The organism is Nocardioides sp., from assembly GCF_050246775.1.
Classification (GTDB): Bacteria; Actinomycetota; Actinomycetes; order Propionibacteriales; family Nocardioidaceae; genus Nocardioides.
In genome coordinates this window covers 374,363-394,491 of record NZ_JBFWVK010000002.1, presented here as the reverse complement: position 1 = coordinate 394,491, position 20,129 = coordinate 374,363, and the positions used below count along the sequence as shown (strand labels likewise).

Below are 20,129 nucleotides of genomic sequence, written 5' to 3'. Positions count from 1 at the left end.
GTGCATGAGCTACGACCTGAAGCTGCGCGTCTGGCGAGGCGACCAGTCCGGCGGCGACCTGGGCGACTACACCGTCGCGGTGGAGGAGGGTGAGGTCGTCCTCGATGCCATCCATCGCCTGCAGGCCACCCAGGCCGGTGACCTGGCGGTGCGCTGGAACTGCAAGGCCGGCAAGTGCGGCTCGTGCAGTGCCGAGATCAACGGTCGCCCCCGTCTGCTGTGCATGACACGGCTCTCGGACTTCGACCCTGCCGAGACGATCACGGTGACGCCGATGCGCTCCTTCCCCGTGATCCGCGACCTGGTCACCGATGTGTCCTACAACTACGAGAAGGCCCGCGAGCTGCCCGCCTTCGCACCGGGGCCGCGCGACGCCGACAACAAGCGCCGGATGATGCAGGTCGACGTGGAGCGGGGCCAGGAGTTCCGCAAGTGCATCGAGTGCTTCCTGTGCCAGAACACCTGCCACGTGGTGCGTGACCACGAGGACAACAAGCCGGCGTTCGCGGGGCCGCGCTTCTTCCTGCGCTACGCCGAGCTGGACATGCACCCGCTGGACACGCACGACCGTCGGTCACTGGCCCAGGAGGCCGCGGGGATCGGGATGTGCAACATCACCAAGTGCTGCACCGAGGTCTGTCCCGAAGGCATCAAGATCACCGACAACGCGATCATCCCGATGAAGGAGCGGGTCGCCGACCGCAAGTTCGACCCGCTGGTCTGGTTGGGCTCCAAGATCGGGCTGCGCAACAAGGACAACGACGGTCGCACCGAAGTCTGAGCCTCATCCCGGTCGTGGTAAGTATCCGACTCCATGTCGCCCGACCGCCGTCGCTGGGATGCTCAAACCATGACAACTGACTCAAACTCCTCGCTACGCCGCATCATCGTCGCGGTCACGATCGGCTCGTTCTCGATCGCCGCCCTGATGGGGGTCATCGCCCTCCTCGGCGGCGGGCCCTTCGGCGAGCTGGAAGGGCGAGTGCTGCTCACCACCCTGATCGTCGGCACCACCAGCGTCGCGGTGCTCTGCTACCTCGGCACGGGCGAGACGCCGTACCAAGCCGTCGGGGTGCTGGGCGGGGTCGTCGTCCTCGTTCCCCTCTCCACCGCGCTGTGGATGGTGTGGGCAGACTTCGACGACGCCTCGGAGCCGCTCTGGAAGACCTTCGGGGTCGGCCTGGTGCTGGCTGCCACCCTGGCGCAGGCGAGCCTGCTGTTGGCGCTGGCCGGCAAGGTGCCCTCGCTCCGCTGGCTGTTGCTGGCCACCCTCGCCTGCGCCTCCGCGTTGGCCGCGATCGTGTCGGTGCTGATCGTCGGCGAGGGCGGTGATGACGACACGATCTTCCGGGTGATCGGGATCCTGGCGATCCTCGACGTCCTCGGCACCGTCATCTGCATCGCTCTCGGTGTCTTCGGACGCAACCGCCAGCCGGCCGAGCGCGGGATGCAGGTCGTCCTGCCCGCAGACCTGAGCGTGCGACTCGCCGCTCGTGCTGCGGAGACCGGGAGGTCCACCGACGACCTGCTGGTGGAGGCGGCCGAGCGCTATCTGGGCTGACCATCGGCGGGGGATAGATCACAGTCGGTGGCCGCGCCGGGAGCCGGGCTCCTATTGTGCGACCTATGACTGACGCCACAGAGGAACTCCGGCTCGTCTCCGACGAGGACGTTCACTCGCAGGCGGACTGGGAGAAGGCAGCGGCAGCGGTCTTGCGCAAGAGCGGCAGGCTCAGCGACGCCGACCCGGATGCTGCCGTCTGGGACCGGCTCAGCGTGGACTCGTTGGCGGGGATCGAGGTCGCGCCGTTGGGGATCGCCTCGATGCTGGACGACCTGGCCGCATCCGGTGCGCCCGGGGCCGCGCCCTTCACCCGCGGACGCCTGGCCCACCGCCCCGAGCACGGCTGGGACATCCGGCCCTCGTACGTCGGCGCGCAGGCTGCCGAGACCAACGAGGCGGTGCTGACCGACCTCCAGAACGGCGCCACCTCACTGTGGTTGACCCTCACGGATGGCGGCCTTCACCACACCGGCATCGCAGGCGCCCTCGACGGGGTGCTGCTCGACCTGGCCCCGGTGGTGCTCGACGCACCCGGAGACCCGATCAGGGCAGCGCAGGCGCTGGTGGAGCTCATCGCCGAGAGCGGCAGTGCCCCGGCCGACGGCACCAACCTGGGCGCCGACCCCATCGGCGCTCGGGTGCGCGGAACGAGTCAGACCACGACCGACGACCTCGTGGCCGTGGCCCGCCTCGCCTGCGACGCGGGCACCCTCGGCATCGTCGTCGACGCCACGGCGGTCCACGACCTCGGGGCGTCGGAGTGGCTCGAGCTCGGCTACAGCATGGCGGTGGGCGCCACCTACCTGCGGCTGCTCACCGCCACCGGATTCAGCCTCGAGCAGGCGATGGGTCTCATCGAGTTCCGCTACGCGGCCACCGACGACCAGTTCGTCACCATCGCCAAGCTCAGGGCCGCTCGGCGACTGTGGCATCGCGTGGGTCACCTGAGCGGCGCCACGCACGCTCCAGGGCAGCGGCAGCATGCGGTCACCAGCCGCCCGATGATGGCCAAGTACGACCCCTGGGTGAACATGCTGCGCACCACCGTCGCTGCCTTCGCCGCGGGAGTCGGAGGTGCCGACGCGGTGACGGTGCTGCCGTTCGATGCCGCACTGGGCCTGCCCGACGCCTTCAGCCGACGGATCGCGCGCAACACCTCCTCCCTGCTGATCGCCGAGGCGCACGTCGCCAAGGTCGCCGACCCTGCCGGCGGCTCCTACGCGGTGGAGAAGATGACCGACGACCTGGCGCACTCCGGTTGGGGTGCCCTGGACTCGATCGAGACCGAAGGTGGGATCGAGGCGGCCATCGCCAGCGGGTGGCTGGCCGGCATCCTCGGCGACAATCGCGGCGCCCGGCGCACCCGGATCGCCACGCGCCGGCAGCCGATCACCGGCGTGAGCGAGTTCCCGAACCTGTCCGAGGTGCTGCCCGAGCGGGCGCCGTACCCTCCCGGGACGCTGGAGGTGGCGCGCTACGGCGCCGACTTCGAGACGATGCGCGACCAGCCGACAGGCGAGGTCTTCCTGGCCACCCTGGGGCCGATCGCCGCCCACACCGCGCGCGCCACCTTCGCCGCCAACCTCCTGGCCGCCGGTGGGATAGCCGTAGCGGCAGCCGGTGCCACGAGCGGGGTGGACGACGTGGTGGCGGCGTACGCCGGACAGGCGGTGGTCTGCCTGGCCGGCACGGACGCGGCGTACGCCGAGTGGGGAGCCGACCTGGTGGCGGCGCTCCGGTCCGCCGGTGCCCGCCACGTGATCCTGGCCGGCAACCCCGGCGGGATCGAGGTCGACGACTCCTGCACCCTGCGAATGGATGCGGTCGCCTTCCTGACCCGCACCAGGACCATCCTGAACGAAGGGGCCCTGTCATGACCGTCCCGAAGAGCTTCGCCGGGCTGCCTCTCACGGAGGTGGTCTCGACAAGCTCGACCACCGAGCGGGGCTCGACCACCGAGCGGGGCTCGACCACCGAGGGGGGCTCGACCACCGAGCGGGCGCCGGCCTGGGCCAGCCCGGAGGGCATCGACGTCCTGGCCGTCTACGGACCCGAGCACCTCGAGGGTCTCGATCACCTGGGCACGTGGCCGGGACTGAGCCCGTTCCTGCGTGGGCCCTATCCGACGATGTACACCACGCAGCCGTGGACGGTGCGCCAGTACGCCGGCTTCTCGACCGCCGAGGACTCCAACGCCTTCTACCGGCGCAACCTGGCGGCGGGACAGAAGGGCCTCAGCGTCGCCTTCGACCTGGCCACCCACCGTGGCTACGACTCCGACCACCCACGTGTGCGAGGCGATGTGGGCATGGCCGGAGTGGCGATCGACTCGATCTACGACGCCCGAACACTCTTCGACGGCATCCCGCTCGACCAGATGAGCGTCAGCATGACCATGAACGGCGCCGTGCTGCCGGTCCTGGCGATGTACATCGTTGCGGCCGAGGAGCAGGGGGTCGCGCTGGACAAGCTGACCGGGACCATCCAGAACGACATCCTCAAGGAGTTCATGGTCCGCAACACCTACATCTATCCGCCCACCCCGAGCATGCGGATCATCTCCGACATCTTCGCGTTCACGGCCCAGCGGATGCCGCGCTTCAACTCGATCTCGATCTCCGGCTACCACATCCAGGAGGCCGGGGCCACGAACGACCTCGAGCTCGCCTACACGCTGGCCGACGGCGTCGAGTACCTGCGTGCAGGCCTCGACGCCGGACTCGACATCGACGCCTTCGCCCCGCGGCTCAGTTTCTTCTGGGCCATCGGGATGAACTTCTTCATGGAGGTCGCCAAGCTGCGGGCCGCCCGTGCGCTCTGGGCCAGGCTGGTGCGCGAGTTCGACCCCCAGAACCCCAAGAGCCTCTCCCTGCGCACCCACAGCCAGACCTCGGGCTGGTCACTCACCGCGCAGGACGTCTTCAACAACGTCCAGCGCACCTGCATCGAGGCGATGGCCGCCACCCAGGGCCACACCCAGTCCCTGCACACCAACGCCCTCGACGAGGCGATCGCGCTGCCGACCGACTTCTCGGCCCGGATCGCGCGCAACACCCAGCTCCTGCTCCAGCAGGAGAGCGGGACGACCGGCATCATCGACCCTTGGGCCGGCTCCTACTACGTCGAGAAGCTGACCCACGACCTTGCAGCCCGGGCCTGGGGGCACATCCAGGAGGCCGAAGCGGCCGGCGGCATGGCCAAGGCCATCGAACAGGGCATCCCCAAGATGCGGATCGAGGAGGCGGCGGCACGCACCCAGGCGCGCATCGACTCCGGCACCCAGGCGGTCATCGGGGTCAACACCTACCGGCTCGACGTCGAGGACCGGCTCGACGTACTCCGGGTCGACAACGACGACGTCTACGCCCAGCAGGTGGCCAAGCTCCAGCGGCTGCGCGCCGAGCGCGACGACGACGAGGTACGCCGCACCCTCGAGGCACTCACCCGGTCGGCCGGCGACGGTCACGTCCACGGCGGCTCCCTGGACGGCAACCTGCTCAAGCTCGCCGTGGACGCGGCCCGCGCCAAGGCGACGGTCGGCGAGATCTCCGACGCGCTGGAGAAGGTCTACGGCCGGCACCAGGCAGTGATCCGTACGATCAGCGGCGTGTACTCCTCCGAGGCGACCTCCGGCGGCAACGACCAGGTCCAGGCGGTGCTCGACGCGACGACGGCCTTCGAGGAGGCCGAGGGGCGGCGACCCCGGATCCTGGTCGCCAAGATGGGACAGGACGGCCACGACCGCGGTCAGAAGGTGGTCGTGACCGCCTTCGCTGACCTCGGCTTCGACGTCGATGTCGGCCCGCTGTTCTCGACCCCCGAGGAGGTCGCCCAGCAGGCGATCGACGCCGACGTCCACATCGTCGGGGTCTCCTCGCTGGCTGCGGGCCACCTCACGCTGCTGCCCGCGCTCAAGCAGGCGCTCGCCGACCAGGGGCGCCCCGACATCATGATCGTCATCGGTGGCGTCATTCCGCCCGACGACGTGGTGAGGCTGAAGGAGATGGGCGCTGCGGCGGTCTTCCCGCCCGGCACGGTCATCGCGGACTCCGCGATCGAGCTCCTGGCCAAGCTGTCCTCCCAGCTCGGGCACTGATGATCGAGGTCCGCACGCTCGTCGAGGGCATCCGCGCCGGCAACCGGGCCCAGGTCTCCCGCGCGATCACACTGGTGGAGTCCAGCCGACCCGACCACCGGGAGGCGGCGCGCGAGCTGCTGGCCGAGTTGAGTGGTCTCGACAAGCTCGACCACCGAGACAGGCTCGACCACCGAGACAGGCTCGACCACCGAGACAGGCTCGAGCACCGAGGCAGGTCTGTGCGAGTGGGGATCTCGGGGGTGCCCGGGGTCGGCAAGTCCACGTTCATCGAAGGACTGGGGACGTCCCTGACCGCAGCGGGTCATCGGGTCGGCGTCCTCGCCGTCGACCCCTCCAGCGTGCGCACCGGAGGCTCCGTCCTCGGCGACAAGACCCGCATGGCGAAGCTTGGGGTCGACCCGAACGCCTACATCCGGCCCTCGCCGTCGGCCGGCACCCTGGGCGGCGTGGCCCGTGCCACCACGCAGGCGATGCTGGTGCTGGAGGCCGCGGGGTACGACGTCGTGCTGGTCGAGACGGTCGGGGTCGGTCAGTCGGAGATCACGGTGGCGGGCATGGTCGACACCTTTCTGTTCCTCACCCTGGCCCGCACCGGCGATCAGCTGCAGGGGATCAAGAAGGGCATCTTGGAGATCGCCGACGTCATCGCGGTCAACAAGGCAGACGGGGACCGTGAGCAGGAGGCCCGGGCGGCCGCTCGCGAACTGGCCGGTGCTCTCCGCCTGGTGCACGGTGCCGGCGAACGTGCCCCGGAGGTGGTCACGTGCTCGGCGCTGACCGGCGTCGGGGTGGACGAGGTCTGGTCGCGGGTGCTGGCCCACCGCGAGCACCTGGGGGTCGACGGGATCGACGCCAAGCGGGCCGCACAGCAGCTGGACTTCATGTGGGCGCTGGTGCGCGACGAGCTCGACCAACGGTTGCGCCGCTCGCCGGGCGTCTCGGCCATCCGTGCCGAGATCCGTGCTGCCGTGCTCTCCGGTGAGCTCGCGGCCCCGGCGGCGGCGGACCGGATCATCGAGGCCTTCGACGCCTGAGCCCGGTGGCGTCCTGCTCGCGACCCTCCGGGGGAGCGGCAGGTACGGCGCCCGGCGACGGTAGGATCGAGGGAATGTCCACAGCCGAAGCGTCCCGCGTCATCGAGTCCGTCGTCGAGAAGTACCGCGACGAACTCATCGAGGTCCGACGCGACCTGCACGCCCATCCGGAGTTGTCGTGGCAGGAGTCACGCACGACCGGCGTGGTGGCCGGACGACTGGCCGACGCCGGCTATGCGGTGCGGCGGCTGCCGCGCTCCGGACTCATCGCCGACCTCGGCGCCTCCGGGCCGGTGGTGGCCCTGCGCGCCGATCTCGACGCCCTCCCTGTGGACGACCGCACCGGCGACCCCTGGGCGAGCACCGCCCCGGGGGTGGCGCACGCCTGCGGGCACGACGTGCACACGACCTGCCTGCTCGGTGCCGGCCTGGCGTTGGCGGAGGTGCACCAGCGCGGCCTCCTGGCCGGCCGGGTGCGTCTGCTCTTCCAGCCTGCCGAGGAGGTGATGCCCGGTGGCGCCCTCAGCATGATCGAGAACGGTGCCCTGACCGATGTGGTGCGCGCCTTCGGTCTGCACTGCGACCCGGGCCTCGACGTGGGCGAGGTCGGCCTCCGCGTCGGCCCCCTGACCGGGGCTGCCGACGCACTCGAGGTGCGCCTGCACGGCGGTGGCGGACATACCTCGCGTCCGCACCTGACCCAGGACCTCACCTTCGCGCTGGGGACCCTGGTGGCCCAGCTGCCGGCGGCGCTGTCTCGTCGCCTGGACCCGCGCGCCGGCCTGAGCCTGGTCTGGGGCCTCATCCAGGCCGGTTCTGCTCCCAACGTCATCCCTGCCTCCGGCCGGGCGGCCGGCACGGTGCGGATGCTCGATGCCCGCACCTGGGCGGAGTCCGAGGCCCTGGTGCGCGAACTGGCGGCCCAGATCGTCGCGCCGTACGGCGTGGAGGTGGATGTCGACTACACGCGCGGCGTACCACCTGTCGTCAACGAGGCCAGGGCGACCGGGCTGCTGGGTTCGGCGGTCGAGTCCGTGCTCGGCCCCAGCGGGCTGGTGCCCACCCAGCAGAGCCTGGGAGGTGAGGACTTCGGGTGGTACCTCCACCAGGTCCCCGGTGCCATGGGGCGCCTGGGCACCCGCACGCCCGACGGCCCGACCTACGACCTGCACCAGGGCAACCTGCGCATCGACGAGCGGGCGATCCCCATCGGGGCTCGGGTGCTGGCCGAGGCGGCGGCCACCGCCAACGGCTAACCCTTCTGGTAGGGGATGCCGTCGGCCGCAGGTGGGCGGGACTTCCCGACCAGGCCGGCCACCGCGAAGATGGTCACGACGTAGGGCAGCATCAGCATGAACTGGCTGGGCACCGGGGAGCCGATGACCGACAGCACACCCTGCAGGTTCGAGGCGAACCCGAAGAGGAGCGCGGCCAACGTCGCCCGGACGGGGTCCCACTTGCCGAAGATGACCGCGGCCAGGGCGATGTAGCCGGCCCCGCCGGTCATCTCGCGGTTGAACTGGGGCACTGAGACCAAGGTGTAGAAGGCGCCGCCCATGCCGGCGATGGCGCCGGCGATGAGGATGGTGCGGTAGCGCGTGAGGTTGACCTTGATGCCCACCGTGTCGGCGGCCTTGGGGTGCTCGCCCACCGCCCGCACGCGCAGTCCCCAGCGGGTGCGGTAGAGCGCCCAGGTGACGATCGCCACGACGGCGTAGAGGATGTAGACGATGACGGTCTGGCGGAAGAAGATCGGTCCGATCAGGGGGATGTCGCCCAGGACGGGGATCGACAGGGCCGGGAACCGCGGCGGTGAGTTGAGGGACTCGGAGTTGGGGGCCAGCACCTGGGTGAACATGAAGCTGGTCAGGCCGATCACGAGCACGTTGAGGACGACGCCGACGATCACCTGGTCGACGAAGTAGGTGATCGCGAAGAGGCCGAGCACCAGCGCGACGAGGGTGCCCGCCACCATCGAGGCCGCCAGGCCTGCCCAGGTCGACCCGGCCAGTGAGCCGACCAGCGCAGCAGCGAAGGCACCCGCGAGGAGCTGGCCGTCGATGGCGATGTTCACCACGCCGGAGCGTTCCCCGAGCACGCCACCGAGGGCTCCGAAGACGAGCGGGACGGCCAGGGCCAGCGACCCGGCCAGCAGGCCGACCACGGGGATCGTGCCGCCGGCGGCGGCCCAGGTCAGGAAGCCCACCATCCAGGCGACCGCGAAGACCACCACCAGCCACATCGGGGTGTTGCGCTCCTTGCGGTACAGCAGCACAGAGCCTGCCGCGCAGGCCGCACAGATGAGCACGAGCAGCCAGGTCGTGAGGGTGGACGGCACGGTGACCGCTGGGAGCTCCACGAAGTCCGAGGGAGTCGCCAGCCGGAAGGTGGTGTCGCCCGACTGCGCTGCCAGTGCCACGATGAGCAGCAGGCCCACCGTGAGCACGCTGAACAGGACAGGCGCCTTCTTGTCGATGACGGTCGTCACCCCGGCCAGCCGGGTCTCCTCGACGTTGGTGCTCACTTCGCCTCCTTGGCGGGTAGACGGAAGATGGCCCGGATGAGCGGGGGCGCCGCGAGGAAGAGCACGATCAGGGACTGCACGACCAGCACGATGTCGACCGGGATGTCCTGGGACGCCTGCATCGCGAATCCCCCGGCCTTGAACGCGCCGAAGAGGAGCCCCGCGCCGAGGATCCCCAGGGGGCGGGACCTGCCCAGGAGGGCGACGGTGATCGCGTCGAAACCGATACCCGCATCGAGGTCGACCGTCACGCCGCTGGTCACGGTGCCCAGCACCTGGTTGGCGCCGGCCAGCCCCACCAGGGCTCCGGCGATCACCATGACGAGGGTGTAGGTCCGCCCGACGTTGATGCCGGCCGCCCGTGCGGCCGTCGGGTTGAGCCCGACCGCGCGGATCCGGAAGCCGAGGGCTGAACGCGTCAGGAGCCACCACACGAAGGCCACGGCGACCAGGGCGAGCAGGAAGCCCAGGTGGAGGTTGTACTGGTCGCCCAGCAGCTTGGGCATCGTGGCCGACTCGCGCATCGGCGCGGACTTCGGGTTGAAGGACCCCGGAGCCTGCAGCAGGCTCTGCTGGGACAGGGCGAAGAAGACCAGGTAGAACGCGACGTAGTTGAGCATGATCGTCACGATCACCTCGTGCGCCCCGGTCCGCGCCTTGAGGAGACCCGCCAGTCCGGCCCACAGGGCACCGGCGAGCATGCCTGCCCCGACGGCCAGGGTCAGGTGCACCGGCCACGGGAGGCTGAACTGGTAGCCCACCCAGCCGGCCGCCGCACCGGCGAGGAGCATCTGACCACGACCACCGATGTTGAACATGCCCGCTCGGAACGCGAGCCCCACACCGAGGCCCGCGGCGATCAGGGGGGCGGCGAACTTGCAGGTCTCGGTCAGCGGCCGGATGCCGGTGGCGAACGTGTCTGCCCGGGTGTTGTAGATGGAGCCGCGGAACAGGGCGGTGTAGGCGCCCCAGATGGCGTCCCAGGTCGCCTGGAAGAAGTCCCCCGGCCGCGCGAAGATGTAGCTGGAGGCGTCTCGCACCTGCTCGTCGGTGAGCGCGATCATCAACGAGCCGACCGAGACCGCGAGCAGGACGCCGAGCACGGCCACCAGGGCGTTGCCGGAGGTGATCTCGCGCATCGCCTCCCGCCAGCGGCTCGATTCCGGAGTCTCGGGCTCGGCGGGAGAGGGCTGCTCCGTCCCCACTGGGCTGGTCATGCGATCGCCCCTTCCGGACGCTCACCGGTCATCATGAGACCGAGCACTTCACGTGGCGTGTCCGCCGGCACGATGCCGACGATCCGGCCCCGGTAGAGGACCATGATGCGGTCGGCCAGCGCAACCACCTCGTCCAGCTCGGTCGAGACCACGAGGACGGGGACCCCGGCATCGCGGCCGGCCACGATCTGCTTGTGGATGAACTCGATCGAGCCCACGTCGACACCACGGGTCGGCTGGGCGGCGACCAGGAGACGCAGGTCCCGGGAGAGCTCCCGGGCCACGACCACCTTCTGCTGGTTGCCGCCGGAGAGCTGGTCGGCGCGTGAGGTGATGCCGGGCGCCCGGACGTCGTACTCCTTGAGCTTGGCGTCCGCGAAGGCCTCCAGCCGGTCCAGGCGCAGCGACCCCCGGCTCACGAAAGGCTCGCCGTGGCTGCGGTTGAGCATGAGGTTCTCGGCGATGGTGAACTCGCCGACGAGCCCTTCGGCCTGGCGGTCCTCCGGGATGAACCCGACACCGGCCTCCAGGATCTGACGCACGGACCGGCCGACCAGCTCGGAGCCGTCGAGACGGATCGAGCCTCGCACGTGCTCCTGCAACCCCAGCAGGGCCTCGGTGAGCTCGGTCTGGCCGTTGCCCTGGACGCCGGCCACCGCGAGCACCTCGCCGGTCCTGATCGCGAAGCTCACGTCGTCGACGTGCACTCGACCCAGGTGGTCGATCACGGTGAGACCTTCCACGACCAGGGCATCCTCGCCCAGGTGGGGAGGCCCCTTGTGCACCGTCAGCTCCACCGGACGCCCGACCATGAGCGCAGCCAGCTCGGCGTTGCTCGCAGTCGGGCTGGCCTCGCCGACGACCTTGCCGAGCCGGATGACCGTGATCCGGTCGGCCACCTCGCGCACCTCGCGCAGCTTGTGGGTGATGAAGACGATCGCCTTGCCGGCCGCCTTGAGCTGGCGCATGATCTCCATCAGCTCGTCGGTCTCCTGCGGGGTCAACACCGCCGTGGGTTCGTCGAAGACCAGGACCTCGGCATCGCGGGAGAGGGCCTTGATGATCTCGACCCGCTGCTGGACGCCGACGGGAAGGTCCTCCACGATCGCGTCCGGGTTCACGTGGAAACCGAAACGGGCCGAGATCTCGGCCACGCGCTCCCTGGCGGCATCGACATTGAGCGAGCCGGCGAACCCGGTGGACTCGTCGCCGAGCATGACGTTCTCGGCCACGGTGAAGACCGGGACGAGCATGAAGTGCTGGTGGACCATGCCGATCCCGGCCGCGATGGCGTCACCGGGACCCGTGAAGTGCTGAACGACGTCATTCAGCTCGATCTCGCCCTCATCGGCCTGGTAGAGGCCGTACAGAACGTTCATCAGCGTCGACTTCCCGGCGCCGTTCTCGCCCAGGAGGCAATGGATCTCACCCGGTTCGACGGTCAGTGAGATCCGGTCGTTCGCAACGAGCGTTCCGAAGCGCTTGGTGATGTCTCGCAGGACAAGCTTCATGGCACGGCATCCTAGTGTCGCTTGCTGGTGGCCCAGAACGTGGCAGGGGGAGGTCGGCCTGAGCCGACCTCCCCCGCCATCTGGCCTGCTGAACTTACGGCGCGAGGTACGACGTCACCTTGATGGAGCCGTCGATGATTCCCGCCTTGATGTCGTCGAGCTCGGCTGCCACCGTGGGCGAGACCTTGCTCTCGAAGTTGTGGAACGGTGCGATGCCGACTCCGTCGTTCTCCAACGTGCCCACGTAGGGCGTGAAGTCGAACTCGTCGTTGCCGGCCGCCATGATCGCCTCGTAGGTCGAGACCTTCATGTTCTTCAGGATCGAGGTGATCACGACGTCCTGTGTATTCGGGTCGGTCTCGAAGACATCGGCGTCCGCACCGATCATGGCGACGTCCTTGCCGGAGGCCTCGATCGCGGTGAGCGCACCCTGGTAGATCGGACCGCCGACCGGAAGGATCACGTCGACGTCCTGGTCAAGCAGCTGGCGAGCCGTGTTGGTGGCCGTCTCGTTGGCCTCGAAGCCACCGGTGAAGCTGCCGTTCTTGCCGTCCCAGCCGACGACCTTGACGTCCTTCTTCTTCTCCTTGGCGTAGTACTCGACACCCTGCTTGAAACCGTCCATGAAGATCGTCACGGTCGGGTAGGGCTGACCGCCGTAGGTGCCCACGACACCGGTCTTGGTGTAGTCGGCGGCCAGGTAGCCGGCCATGAAGGCGGCCTGGGCGGTGTCGTAGAGCAGCGGCTTGATGTTCGCGACGTCGGCCTTGCCGTCGAAGGTCTGGCCGTCGTCACCACCGTCGGCGGAGTCGTCGATGAGGACGTAGTCGATGTCGGGGTTTGCGGTCGCGGACTCCTTGGTCGCCGCGGCCAGGGCGAAGCCGACGGTCACGATGGCGTCACAGCCCTCAGCGACCAGGCTGTCCAGGTTGGGGGCGTAGTCGTTCTCGCTGTTGGACTCGACGGCCTTGAACTCCGAACCGAGCTCCTTGGCGGCCTGTTCCACGCCCTCGTAGCTGAGCTGGTTGAACGACTTGTCGTCGAACCCACCAGCGTCGGAGACGATGCACGGCAGGAAGTCAGAGGCTTCGCTGCCGGAGTCCCCGGACTCATCGGGAGCGTCGCCACACGCGGCCAGGACCGTGGCCATCACAATCAGGCCCAGGCCGCCGGCTGCGGCCTTCCTCATCTTCTTCACTGTTGCCTCCATGTCTTCACTCCATCGAGTACGGGGTGACGGGCAGTCACGGTACCGAATGCTTCACCGGTTTCGGCCCCCCGGGAACATTTCCTGTCCAAACGGTTATCATGTTGCGATGTTCCGTCGACGCCTCGCCTCCGCCGGGGAACCCCTCACTTGAGCACGGTTCAGGCAGATGAGTGGGGCGCGCTGCGCGCCGCGGCTCAAGCAGCGACCGAGCATGCCTATGCTCCCTACTCTCGGTTTCGGGTCGGCGCAGCGGCCCTGGTCGACGACGGCAGAGTGGTCACCGGCTGCAACGTCGAGAACGCGGCGTACGGCGTGACCTTGTGTGCGGAGTGCGGACTGGTCTCGCAGCTGCACATCACCGGCGGCGGCCAGTTGACCCACTTCGTGTGCGTCAACGGTGAGCGTGAGGTGATCATGCCCTGCGGGCGGTGCCGCCAGTTGCTGCACGAGCACGGACGAGCCGACCTCCAGGTGCTCACCCCGCTGGGCGTGCGCACCATCGACGAGATCCTGCCCCAGGCGTTCGGGCCAGCGGACCTCGAGCGCTGACGTCACGGCAGACCGATATCAAGGAGACGTATGACCAGGCACGACGCCGTCGAGGTGATCATCGCCAAGCGTGATGGCGCTGAGCTCACCGACAGCCAGATCGACTGGGTGATCGACGCCTACACCCGTGGAGACGTCGCCGACGAGCAGATGTCGGCCCTGGCGATGGCGATCCTGCTCAACGGGATGAACCGTCGCGAGATCTCGCGCTGGACCGCGGCCATGATCGCCTCGGGTGAGCGGATGGACTTCTCGACACTGTCACGCCCGACCGCGGACAAGCACTCCACCGGTGGCGTCGGGGACAAGATCACGCTGCCCCTGGCGCCCTTGGTGGCGGCCTGCGGGGTGGCGGTGCCCCAGCTGTCCGGCCGCGGGCTGGGTCACACCGGCGGGACCCTCGACAAGCTGGAGTCCGTGCCCGGCTGGCGGGCGGCGCTGACCAACGCCGAGATGATGTCTCAGCTCGAGTCCGTCGGAGCTGTGATCTGCGCGGCCGGGGACGGGCTGGCGCGGGCGGACAAGAAGCTCTACGCCCTGCGCGACGTGACCGGCACGGTCGAGGCGATCCCGCTCATCGCCTCCTCGATCATGAGCAAGAAGATCGCCGAGGGCACCGGCTCGCTGGTCCTGGACGTCAAGGTCGGCACCGGCGCGTTCATGAAGTCCGTCGACCTGGCCCGCGAGCTGGCCAGCACCATGGTCGAGCTGGGCACCGACGCAGGCGTGCACACGGTGGCACTGCTCACCGACATGTCCACGCCGCTCGGCCTGACGGCCGGCAATGCGATCGAGGTCGAGGAGTCCGTCGAGGTGCTCGCCGGCGGTGGACCGGCAGACGTCGTCGAGCTCACCCTGGCTCTCGCCCGCGAGATGCTCGCGGGAGCCGGAGTCACCGGTGTCGACCCGGCTGCAGCCCTCGCCGACGGGTCGGCGATGGATGCCTGGAACGACATGATCCGAGCCCAGGGCGGCGACCCCGCCGCCCCGATGGCGGTGGCTCGTGAGTCCCAGGTCGTCACCGCGCCTGCTTCGGGCACGCTGACCCGGCTCGACGCCATGGCTGTCGGACTCGCCGCATGGCGACTGGGCGCCGGCCGGGCCCGGCAGGGCGACGCCGTCCAGGCCGGAGCCGGAGTGCGCTGGCACGCCCGACCCGGTGACCGGGTCACGGCGGGTGCCCCGCTCTTCACCCTCCTCACCGACGAGCCTGACCGCTTCGAGCGCGCTCTGGACTCGTTGGAGGGCGGCTACGACATCGTGGCCGACGACTCGACCGGCCCCGCGCCGTACTCCCCGGCGCCGCTGCTCATCGACCGCATCTCCTGACCCCTCGCAGGTGGTCGGGAGATCAGGGCAGCAGGAGGACGACGGTCTCCGCGACGCAGGCGGGCTTGTCGGCTCCCTCGATCTCGATGAGGTACTTCAGAGTCATCTGCTTGCCCATCGGCAGATCGGTGACACCGGCAACGGACACGTGCGCCCGGATCCGTGACCCGACCCGCAACGGGGTAGGGAAACGCACCTTGTTGACCCCGTAGTTGAGCTTCGCACCTGGTGTCTGGAGCTCGAAGACCTGGCTGCCGAGGTAGGGCACGAGGGAGAGCGTCAGGTAGCCGTGGGCGATGGTGCCCCCGAACGGCCCAGCGGCGGATCGTTCGACATCGACGTGGATCCACTGGTGGTCCCCGGTGGCCTCGGCGAACGCGTCGACGCGCGCCTGGTCCACCAGGAGCCAGTCACTGGTGCCGAGATCTTCGCCGACCGCGGCGGAGATCTCGTCGAGGGTGGTGAACGCGCGCATCTGAGCTCCTCTGAGGTGTGAAGGTCGCCTGCGAACCTATCGGGTCCGCCTCGAGTGCAAGGATGGCCCCCGTGTCCACCCTTTCCCCTTCCTCGCCGACCCGCGACGTCGTACGACGCGCGCCCAAGGTGCTGCTCCACGACCACCTGGACGGCGGGCTGCGCCCGCAGACCATCATCGACCTGGCCGACGAGGTCGGGCATGAGCTGCCCGCGAACGACGCCGAGGCGCTGGGGCGATGGTTCCGGGAGTCGGCGGACTCGGGCAGCCTGGTGCGCTACCTGGAGACCTTCGACCACACCGTCGCGGTCATGCAGACCGGCGCCGCGATCACCCGAGTGGCGCGCGAGTGTGTCGAGGACCTGGTCGCGGACGGAGTCGTCTATGCCGAGATCCGCTATGCCCCCGAGCAGCACGTCGAGGGCGGGCTGACCCTGGACGAGGTGGTCGCGGCCGTCAAGGACGGGTTCGAACAGGGAGTCGCCGCGGCCGAGGGTCGGATCGTGGTCCGTCAGCTGCTCACGGCCATGCGCCACGCAGCACGGTCGATGGAGATCGCCCAGCTGTCCATCGCGTGGCGCGACCGCGGCGTGGCCGGGTTCGACATCGCCGGTGCCGAAGCAGGATTCCCTCCGACCCGGCACCTCGACGCCTTCGAGTACCTCCAGCGCGAGAACTCACACTTCACCATCCACGCGGGCGAGGCCTTCGGGCTGCCCTCGATCTGGCAGGCACTCCAGTGGTGTGGGGCCGACCGCCTGGGGCACGGGGTCAGGATCATCGACGACATCACCGTCGGCGAGGACGGGGCGGTGGAATTGGGTCGACTGGCCTCCTACGTCCGAGACAAGCGGATCCCGCTGGAGATGTGCCCGGCATCCAACGTGCAGACCGGGGCCGCCGACTCCATCGCCGAGCACCCGATCGGGCTGCTGACCCGGCTCCGGTTCCGGGTCACGGTCAACACCGACAACCGGCTGATGAGTGGCACCTCGATGACCGACGAGATGACGGCTCTGGTGGAGGCATTCGGCTACGGGCTGCGTGACCTCGAGTGGTTCACGCTCAACGCCATGAAGTCGGCCTTCCTGCCGTTCGACGAGCGGCTGGAGATCATCAACGGCATCATCAAGCCCGGCTACGCCGTCCTCGCCTAGGGAGCACCACCAACCAGGGCACTCGCCAGCCCGCCACGTCGAGGCGACCGGCCACGAAGTCGGCCCGGGTGATGGGGTAGGTCCGTCCGTGGGCCGGGTCGTAGATCACGACGTCGTGTCCGGCCACCTCCAGGGCCAGGACGACGTGGCGCGGGGACAGCCGGTTGCCGACGTAGAGCGGAGTGACGTGGCCGGCCTCGAGAGCCGCCCTGACCGAGACGAATGCGCTGCCACGTCGACGGGGGAGGACCAGGCGGGCGCGGTACGTCGTGCCTGGCACGCCGGCGGACGCGTCGAGCTCACGGACCAGCGACCACGGTGCCGTACCGAGCGCGCGTGGCCACGGCAGCTGCGCCCGACCCTGGGCGTCGAGCATCCCGCTGGTGCGACGGTGGACCTGCAGCGTCTCGGTCCGGAACCGCTCGGACAGCGGGCCTGCCGGCGCGCTCAGTGTGCGCAGGTAGTCGGGGCGGTTCAGCATTCTCGCCGCGACCAGCGTCGCTGAGCCGCAGGTCCGCTGGTCGGGCTGGACCAGCCCCGCGAGAAGACGCACCGACTCAGGTGTCATGCATCGAGGGTGCCACCAAGGCCCGGATCTCGGCCAGAGCCTGGTCGGGGGTGACGGGCTGACAGCCAAGTGCAACGGCCTGCGCGACGACCCGCTTCTGGTCGCGCATCAGCACCAGGCCCCGGCGCAGCAGCACCAACGGCGGCTTCCGTCGCTCGCGCAGGTCCCGGGTGAGCCGGCGCCAGAACGTCTTCATCGGGTGCTGGCGCACGCAGTAGGCCGCAGCGAGCAGGCCGTGTGCGCGACACGAGGCGACGATGTCCTGTGCGAACAGGCCCTCGGCCACGAAGAGACTCGCGCCGCCGAGATCGAGGACCCGGGATCCGCACCGCCCGTCGTGCGCGATGTCGTAGATGGGGACCTGCGCCGACCCCTGCGCACACAGCGTGGCAATGGTGGAGAACGCGTCGTCCGGCAACCAGGCGGCAGGATCGTCCCAGTCGACGATGCCGGCGTTCGCGCCCTCGGCGATGCGAGGCAGGGTCGGGTCGGAGCCATCCTTGTAGAAGTCGTCGAGCCGCAGCATCGGCAACCCCAGCCGCCCGGCCAGCCGGGACTTGCCCGCCCCCGACGGACCGGCCAGCACGATGACCCGTGCCACCGTTCAGAGGCCGATCGGGTGCCAGACCGTCTTGGTCTCCAAGAACCGGGTCATCCTGTCGATGCCGGGGTCTGCGCTCCAGTCCGGCTCCGTGGCGGGGGCCCGCAGCACCCGCTTCAGGTTGTCGGCGGCGGCAACCTCGAGCGCTGTGGTCTGCTCGGGTCCGCCGGCGGCCCCGGTCAGGTCGATGGCGTTGACGTCCATGTGGGAGGCGAGCCAGGGTGCGGTCGTCGTGTTGTCACCGGTGAGCACGTTGACCACACCGCCCGGTACGTCCGAGGTGGCGAGCACCTCCGCGAAGGTCACCGCCGGCAGCGGTCGATCGTGGGAACTCAGGACCACGGCCGTGTTGCCGGTGACGATCACCGGTGCCACCACCGAGACGAGGCCCAGGAGCGAGGACTGCTGGGGAGCCAGCACCGCCACCACGCCGGTCGGCTCGGGACTGGACAGGTTGAAGAACGGGCCGGCCACGGGGTTGGCGTTGCCGACCACCTGAGCGATCTTGTCCGCCCACCCGGCGTACCAGACCAGGCGGTCGATGGACTCGTCGACGACGCGGGTCGCGCGAGCGCTCGTCAGACCCTCGGACTGGATGACGGCGTCGACGAACTGCGGGCGCCGGTCCTCCATGACCTCGGCGACGCGGTACAGCACCTGGGCGCGGTTGTACGCCGTGCGTGCCGACCAGCCGCCGAAGGCCTTGCGGGCGGCGCTCACGGCGTCGCGAGCGTCCTTGCGGGAGGCGAGGGCGGCGTTGGCCATGAACTTCCCCTTCGCGTCGGTGACGACATACGAGTAGCCCGACTCCGAGCGGGGGAAGGCGCCGCCGATGTAGAGCTTGTAGGTCTTGCGGACGTCGATACGACTCATCGCAGGTAGGCCTCCAGACCGTGCCGGCCGCCTTCGCGGCCGTAGCCCGACTCCTTGTAGCCGCCGAACGGCGAGGTCGGGTCGAACTTGTTGAACGTGTTGGCCCACACCACGCCGGCCCGCAGCTGGTTGGCCATCCACAGGATGCGCGAGCCCTTCTCGGTCCAGACCCCGGCCGACAGCCCGAAGGGGGTGTTGTTGGCCTTCTCCACCGCCTCGGAGGGGGTGCGGAAGGTGAGCACCGAGAGCACCGGGCCGAAGATCTCCTCGCGCGCGATCCGGTGGGCCTGGGTCACGCCGGTGAAGATCGTGGGCGGGAACCAGAATCCGTGCTGCGGCAGGTCGCAGGCGGGGGCCCAGCGGCCCGCCCCCTCGCTCTCGCCGATGTCGGAGAGCTCGCGGATCTTGGCCAGCTGCTCGGCGGAGTTGATCGCACCGACGTCGGTGTTCTTGTCGAGCGGGTCGCCCACGCGCAGGGTCGACATGCGGCGCTTCAGCCGGTCGAGGAACTCCTCGGAGATGCTCTCCTGGACCAGGAGGCGGCTCCCGGCACAGCACACATGGCCCTGGTTGAAGAAGATCCCGTTGACCACGCCCTCGACGGCCTGGTCCAGTGCTGCGTCGTCGAAGACGATGTTGGCGGCCTTGCCGCCGAGCTCGAGGGTGACCTTCTTGGAGGTCCCGGCCACGGACCGGGCGATGGCCCGGCCGACGTCGGTGGAGCCGGTGAAGGCGACCTTGTCGACGTCCGGGTGGGCCACCAGCGCCCGACCGGTGTCGCCGGCTCCGGTGATGATGTTGACGACCCCGGCGGGCAGGTCGGCCTGCTGGCAGATCTCGGCGAACAGCAGGGCCGTCAGCGGGGTCGTCTCGGCCGGCTTGAGGACGACGGTGTTGCCACACGCCAACGCGGGCGCGATCTTCCAGGCCAGCATGAGCAGCGGGAAGTTCCAGGGGATGACCTGACCGGCGACACCGAGCGGGGTGCTCCCGTGCCCGGAGTACTCCAACTTGTCGGCCCAGCCTGCGTAGTAGAAGAAGTGCGCGGCGACGGTGGGGATGTCGACGTCGCGGGTCTCCTTGATCGGCTTGCCGTTGTCGATCGACTCGAGGACGGCGAGCTCACGGCCGCGTTCCTGGATGATCCTGGCGATCCGGTAGAGGTACTTCGCTCGTTCGCGGCCCGGCATCCGCGACCACACCCGGGTGTGGGCGCGCCGGGCGGCCTTCACGGCGGTGTCGACGTCGGCCTCGGTGGCCTCGGCGACCTCGGCCAGCACCTCTTCGGTGGCCGGGTTGATCGTCTTGAAGGAGCTGCCGGCGCCGTCGACGAACTCTCCGTTGATGAAGAGCCCGTAGGACGCCTTGATGTCGACGATCGCCCGGGACTCCGGGGCGGGGGCGTATTCGAAGGTCAT

General features: G+C 69.5%; 18 protein-coding genes. 9 read left to right on the top strand and 9 right to left on the bottom strand.

Annotated features, from left to right (window positions below):
• The first annotated feature begins 4 nt into the window (after positions 1 to 4).
• The 6 genes from AB7I40_RS11740 to AB7I40_RS11715 all read left to right on the top strand — a co-directional run bounded on the left by AB7I40_RS11740 (position 5) and on the right by AB7I40_RS11715 (position 7,953).
• Entirely contained in the window at positions 5 to 781 is a 777-nt protein-coding gene (locus AB7I40_RS11740) for a succinate dehydrogenase/fumarate reductase iron-sulfur subunit (protein ID WP_428345919.1), read from the top strand.
• 69 nt (positions 782 to 850) lie between these two features.
• Complete coding sequence (locus AB7I40_RS11735; RefSeq protein WP_428345920.1) at positions 851 to 1,561, top strand: hypothetical protein; 711 nt, start codon at positions 851 to 853, stop codon at positions 1,559 to 1,561.
• Positions 1,562 to 1,626: 65 nt separating this feature from the next.
• The gene (locus AB7I40_RS11730) at positions 1,627 to 3,441 is read left to right on the top strand and encodes a methylmalonyl-CoA mutase family protein (protein ID WP_428345921.1); all 1,815 of its coding nucleotides are present in this window, start codon (positions 1,627 to 1,629) and stop codon (positions 3,439 to 3,441) included.
• Positions 3,438 to 5,660 (top strand): methylmalonyl-CoA mutase, encoded by a 2,223-nt coding sequence (gene scpA, locus AB7I40_RS11725; protein WP_428345922.1) that lies wholly within the window; start codon positions 3,438 to 3,440, stop codon positions 5,658 to 5,660. Before AB7I40_RS11730 ends, scpA begins: the two co-directional genes overlap by 4 nt.
• Positions 5,660 to 6,697 (top strand): methylmalonyl Co-A mutase-associated GTPase MeaB, encoded by a 1,038-nt coding sequence (gene meaB / locus AB7I40_RS11720; protein ID WP_428345923.1) that lies wholly within the window; start codon positions 5,660 to 5,662, stop codon positions 6,695 to 6,697. The genes scpA and meaB overlap by 1 nt, the downstream gene beginning before the upstream one ends.
• A gap of 74 nt (positions 6,698 to 6,771) precedes the next feature.
• The gene (locus AB7I40_RS11715; RefSeq protein WP_428345924.1) at positions 6,772 to 7,953 is read left to right on the top strand and encodes an amidohydrolase; all 1,182 of its coding nucleotides are present in this window, start codon (positions 6,772 to 6,774) and stop codon (positions 7,951 to 7,953) included.
• Here the strand turns inward: AB7I40_RS11715 and AB7I40_RS11710 are convergent.
• From AB7I40_RS11710 to AB7I40_RS11695, 4 genes are all read right to left on the bottom strand, one after another.
• Entirely contained in the window at positions 7,950 to 9,221 is a 1,272-nt protein-coding gene (locus tag AB7I40_RS11710; protein ID WP_428345925.1) for an ABC transporter permease, read from the bottom strand. The two genes, AB7I40_RS11715 and AB7I40_RS11710, sit on opposite strands and share 4 nt — an antisense overlap.
• Complete coding sequence (locus AB7I40_RS11705; protein WP_428345926.1) at positions 9,218 to 10,438, bottom strand: ABC transporter permease; 1,221 nt, start codon at positions 10,436 to 10,438, stop codon at positions 9,218 to 9,220. Before AB7I40_RS11705 ends, AB7I40_RS11710 begins: the two co-directional genes overlap by 4 nt.
• Entirely contained in the window at positions 10,435 to 11,949 is a 1,515-nt protein-coding gene (locus AB7I40_RS11700) for an ABC transporter ATP-binding protein (RefSeq protein WP_428345927.1), read from the bottom strand. Before AB7I40_RS11700 ends, AB7I40_RS11705 begins: the two co-directional genes overlap by 4 nt.
• A gap of 94 nt (positions 11,950 to 12,043) precedes the next feature.
• Positions 12,044 to 13,159 (bottom strand): BMP family lipoprotein, encoded by a 1,116-nt coding sequence (locus tag AB7I40_RS11695; RefSeq protein ID WP_428345928.1) that lies wholly within the window; start codon positions 13,157 to 13,159, stop codon positions 12,044 to 12,046.
• A 147-nt stretch (positions 13,160 to 13,306) separates the two neighbouring features.
• Between AB7I40_RS11695 and AB7I40_RS11690 the strand changes: the two genes are divergently transcribed.
• On the top strand, positions 13,307 to 13,708 hold the full coding sequence (locus tag AB7I40_RS11690) for a cytidine deaminase (protein ID WP_428345929.1): 402 nt from the start codon (positions 13,307 to 13,309) through the stop codon (positions 13,706 to 13,708).
• 30 nt (positions 13,709 to 13,738) lie between these two features.
• Positions 13,739 to 15,037: a thymidine phosphorylase gene (locus tag AB7I40_RS11685; protein WP_428345930.1), complete on the top strand. Its 1,299-nt coding sequence runs from the start codon at positions 13,739 to 13,741 to the stop codon at positions 15,035 to 15,037.
• 22 nt (positions 15,038 to 15,059) lie between these two features.
• Here AB7I40_RS11685 and AB7I40_RS11680 read toward each other — a convergent pair whose 3' ends face one another.
• Positions 15,060 to 15,512, bottom strand: coding sequence for a MaoC family dehydratase (locus tag AB7I40_RS11680; RefSeq protein ID WP_428345931.1), 453 nt, complete (start codon positions 15,510 to 15,512; stop codon positions 15,060 to 15,062).
• Positions 15,513 to 15,583: 71 nt separating this feature from the next.
• On the opposite strand from AB7I40_RS11680, the gene AB7I40_RS11675 reads away from it, so the two are divergent.
• Positions 15,584 to 16,669: an adenosine deaminase gene (locus tag AB7I40_RS11675; RefSeq protein WP_428345932.1), complete on the top strand. Its 1,086-nt coding sequence runs from the start codon at positions 15,584 to 15,586 to the stop codon at positions 16,667 to 16,669.
• Here the strand turns inward: AB7I40_RS11675 and AB7I40_RS11670 are convergent.
• From AB7I40_RS11670 to AB7I40_RS11655, 4 genes are read right to left on the bottom strand one after another with little or no spacing between them, the layout of a single operon-like run.
• A complete protein-coding gene (locus AB7I40_RS11670) occupies positions 16,641 to 17,237 on the bottom strand; it encodes a hypothetical protein (protein WP_428345933.1) in 597 nt (198 codons plus the stop codon). The genes AB7I40_RS11675 and AB7I40_RS11670 overlap by 29 nt on opposite strands.
• The gene (locus tag AB7I40_RS11665) at positions 17,227 to 17,838 is read right to left on the bottom strand and encodes an ATP-binding protein (protein WP_428345934.1); all 612 of its coding nucleotides are present in this window, start codon (positions 17,836 to 17,838) and stop codon (positions 17,227 to 17,229) included. Before AB7I40_RS11665 ends, AB7I40_RS11670 begins: the two co-directional genes overlap by 11 nt.
• Before the next feature lie 3 nt (positions 17,839 to 17,841).
• The gene (locus tag AB7I40_RS11660) at positions 17,842 to 18,711 is read right to left on the bottom strand and encodes an aldehyde dehydrogenase family protein (protein ID WP_428345935.1); all 870 of its coding nucleotides are present in this window, start codon (positions 18,709 to 18,711) and stop codon (positions 17,842 to 17,844) included.
• A complete protein-coding gene (locus AB7I40_RS11655; protein WP_428345936.1) occupies positions 18,708 to 20,129 on the bottom strand; it encodes an aldehyde dehydrogenase family protein in 1,422 nt (473 codons plus the stop codon). Before AB7I40_RS11655 ends, AB7I40_RS11660 begins: the two co-directional genes overlap by 4 nt.

Excerpts from the sequence above, each read along its gene's own strand:
- AB7I40_RS11670 (WP_428345933.1), bottom strand. The coding sequence starts at position 17,237 with ATGACACCTGAGTCGGTGCGTCTTCTCGCGGGGCTGGTCCAGCCCGAC.
- AB7I40_RS11715 (WP_428345924.1), top strand. The coding sequence starts at position 6,772 with ATGTCCACAGCCGAAGCGTCCCGCGTCATCGAGTCCGTCGTCGAGAAG.
- meaB (WP_428345923.1), top strand. The coding sequence starts at position 5,660 with ATGATCGAGGTCCGCACGCTCGTCGAGGGCATCCGCGCCGGCAACCGG.
- AB7I40_RS11730 (WP_428345921.1), top strand. The coding sequence starts at position 1,627 with ATGACTGACGCCACAGAGGAACTCCGGCTCGTCTCCGACGAGGACGTT.
- AB7I40_RS11685 (WP_428345930.1), top strand. The coding sequence starts at position 13,739 with ATGACCAGGCACGACGCCGTCGAGGTGATCATCGCCAAGCGTGATGGC.
- AB7I40_RS11705 (WP_428345926.1), bottom strand. The coding sequence starts at position 10,438 with ATGACCAGCCCAGTGGGGACGGAGCAGCCCTCTCCCGCCGAGCCCGAG.
- AB7I40_RS11655 (WP_428345936.1), bottom strand. The coding sequence starts at position 20,129 with ATGACCTTCGAATACGCCCCCGCCCCGGAGTCCCGGGCGATCGTCGAC.
- AB7I40_RS11680 (WP_428345931.1), bottom strand. The coding sequence starts at position 15,512 with ATGCGCGCGTTCACCACCCTCGACGAGATCTCCGCCGCGGTCGGCGAA.
- AB7I40_RS11740 (WP_428345919.1), top strand. The coding sequence starts at position 5 with ATGAGCTACGACCTGAAGCTGCGCGTCTGGCGAGGCGACCAGTCCGGC.
- AB7I40_RS11695 (WP_428345928.1), bottom strand. The coding sequence starts at position 13,159 with ATGGAGGCAACAGTGAAGAAGATGAGGAAGGCCGCAGCCGGCGGCCTG.
- AB7I40_RS11700 (WP_428345927.1), bottom strand. The coding sequence starts at position 11,949 with ATGAAGCTTGTCCTGCGAGACATCACCAAGCGCTTCGGAACGCTCGTT.
- AB7I40_RS11660 (WP_428345935.1), bottom strand. The coding sequence starts at position 18,711 with ATGAGTCGTATCGACGTCCGCAAGACCTACAAGCTCTACATCGGCGGC.
- scpA (WP_428345922.1), top strand. The coding sequence starts at position 3,438 with ATGACCGTCCCGAAGAGCTTCGCCGGGCTGCCTCTCACGGAGGTGGTC.
- AB7I40_RS11735 (WP_428345920.1), top strand. The coding sequence starts at position 851 with ATGACAACTGACTCAAACTCCTCGCTACGCCGCATCATCGTCGCGGTC.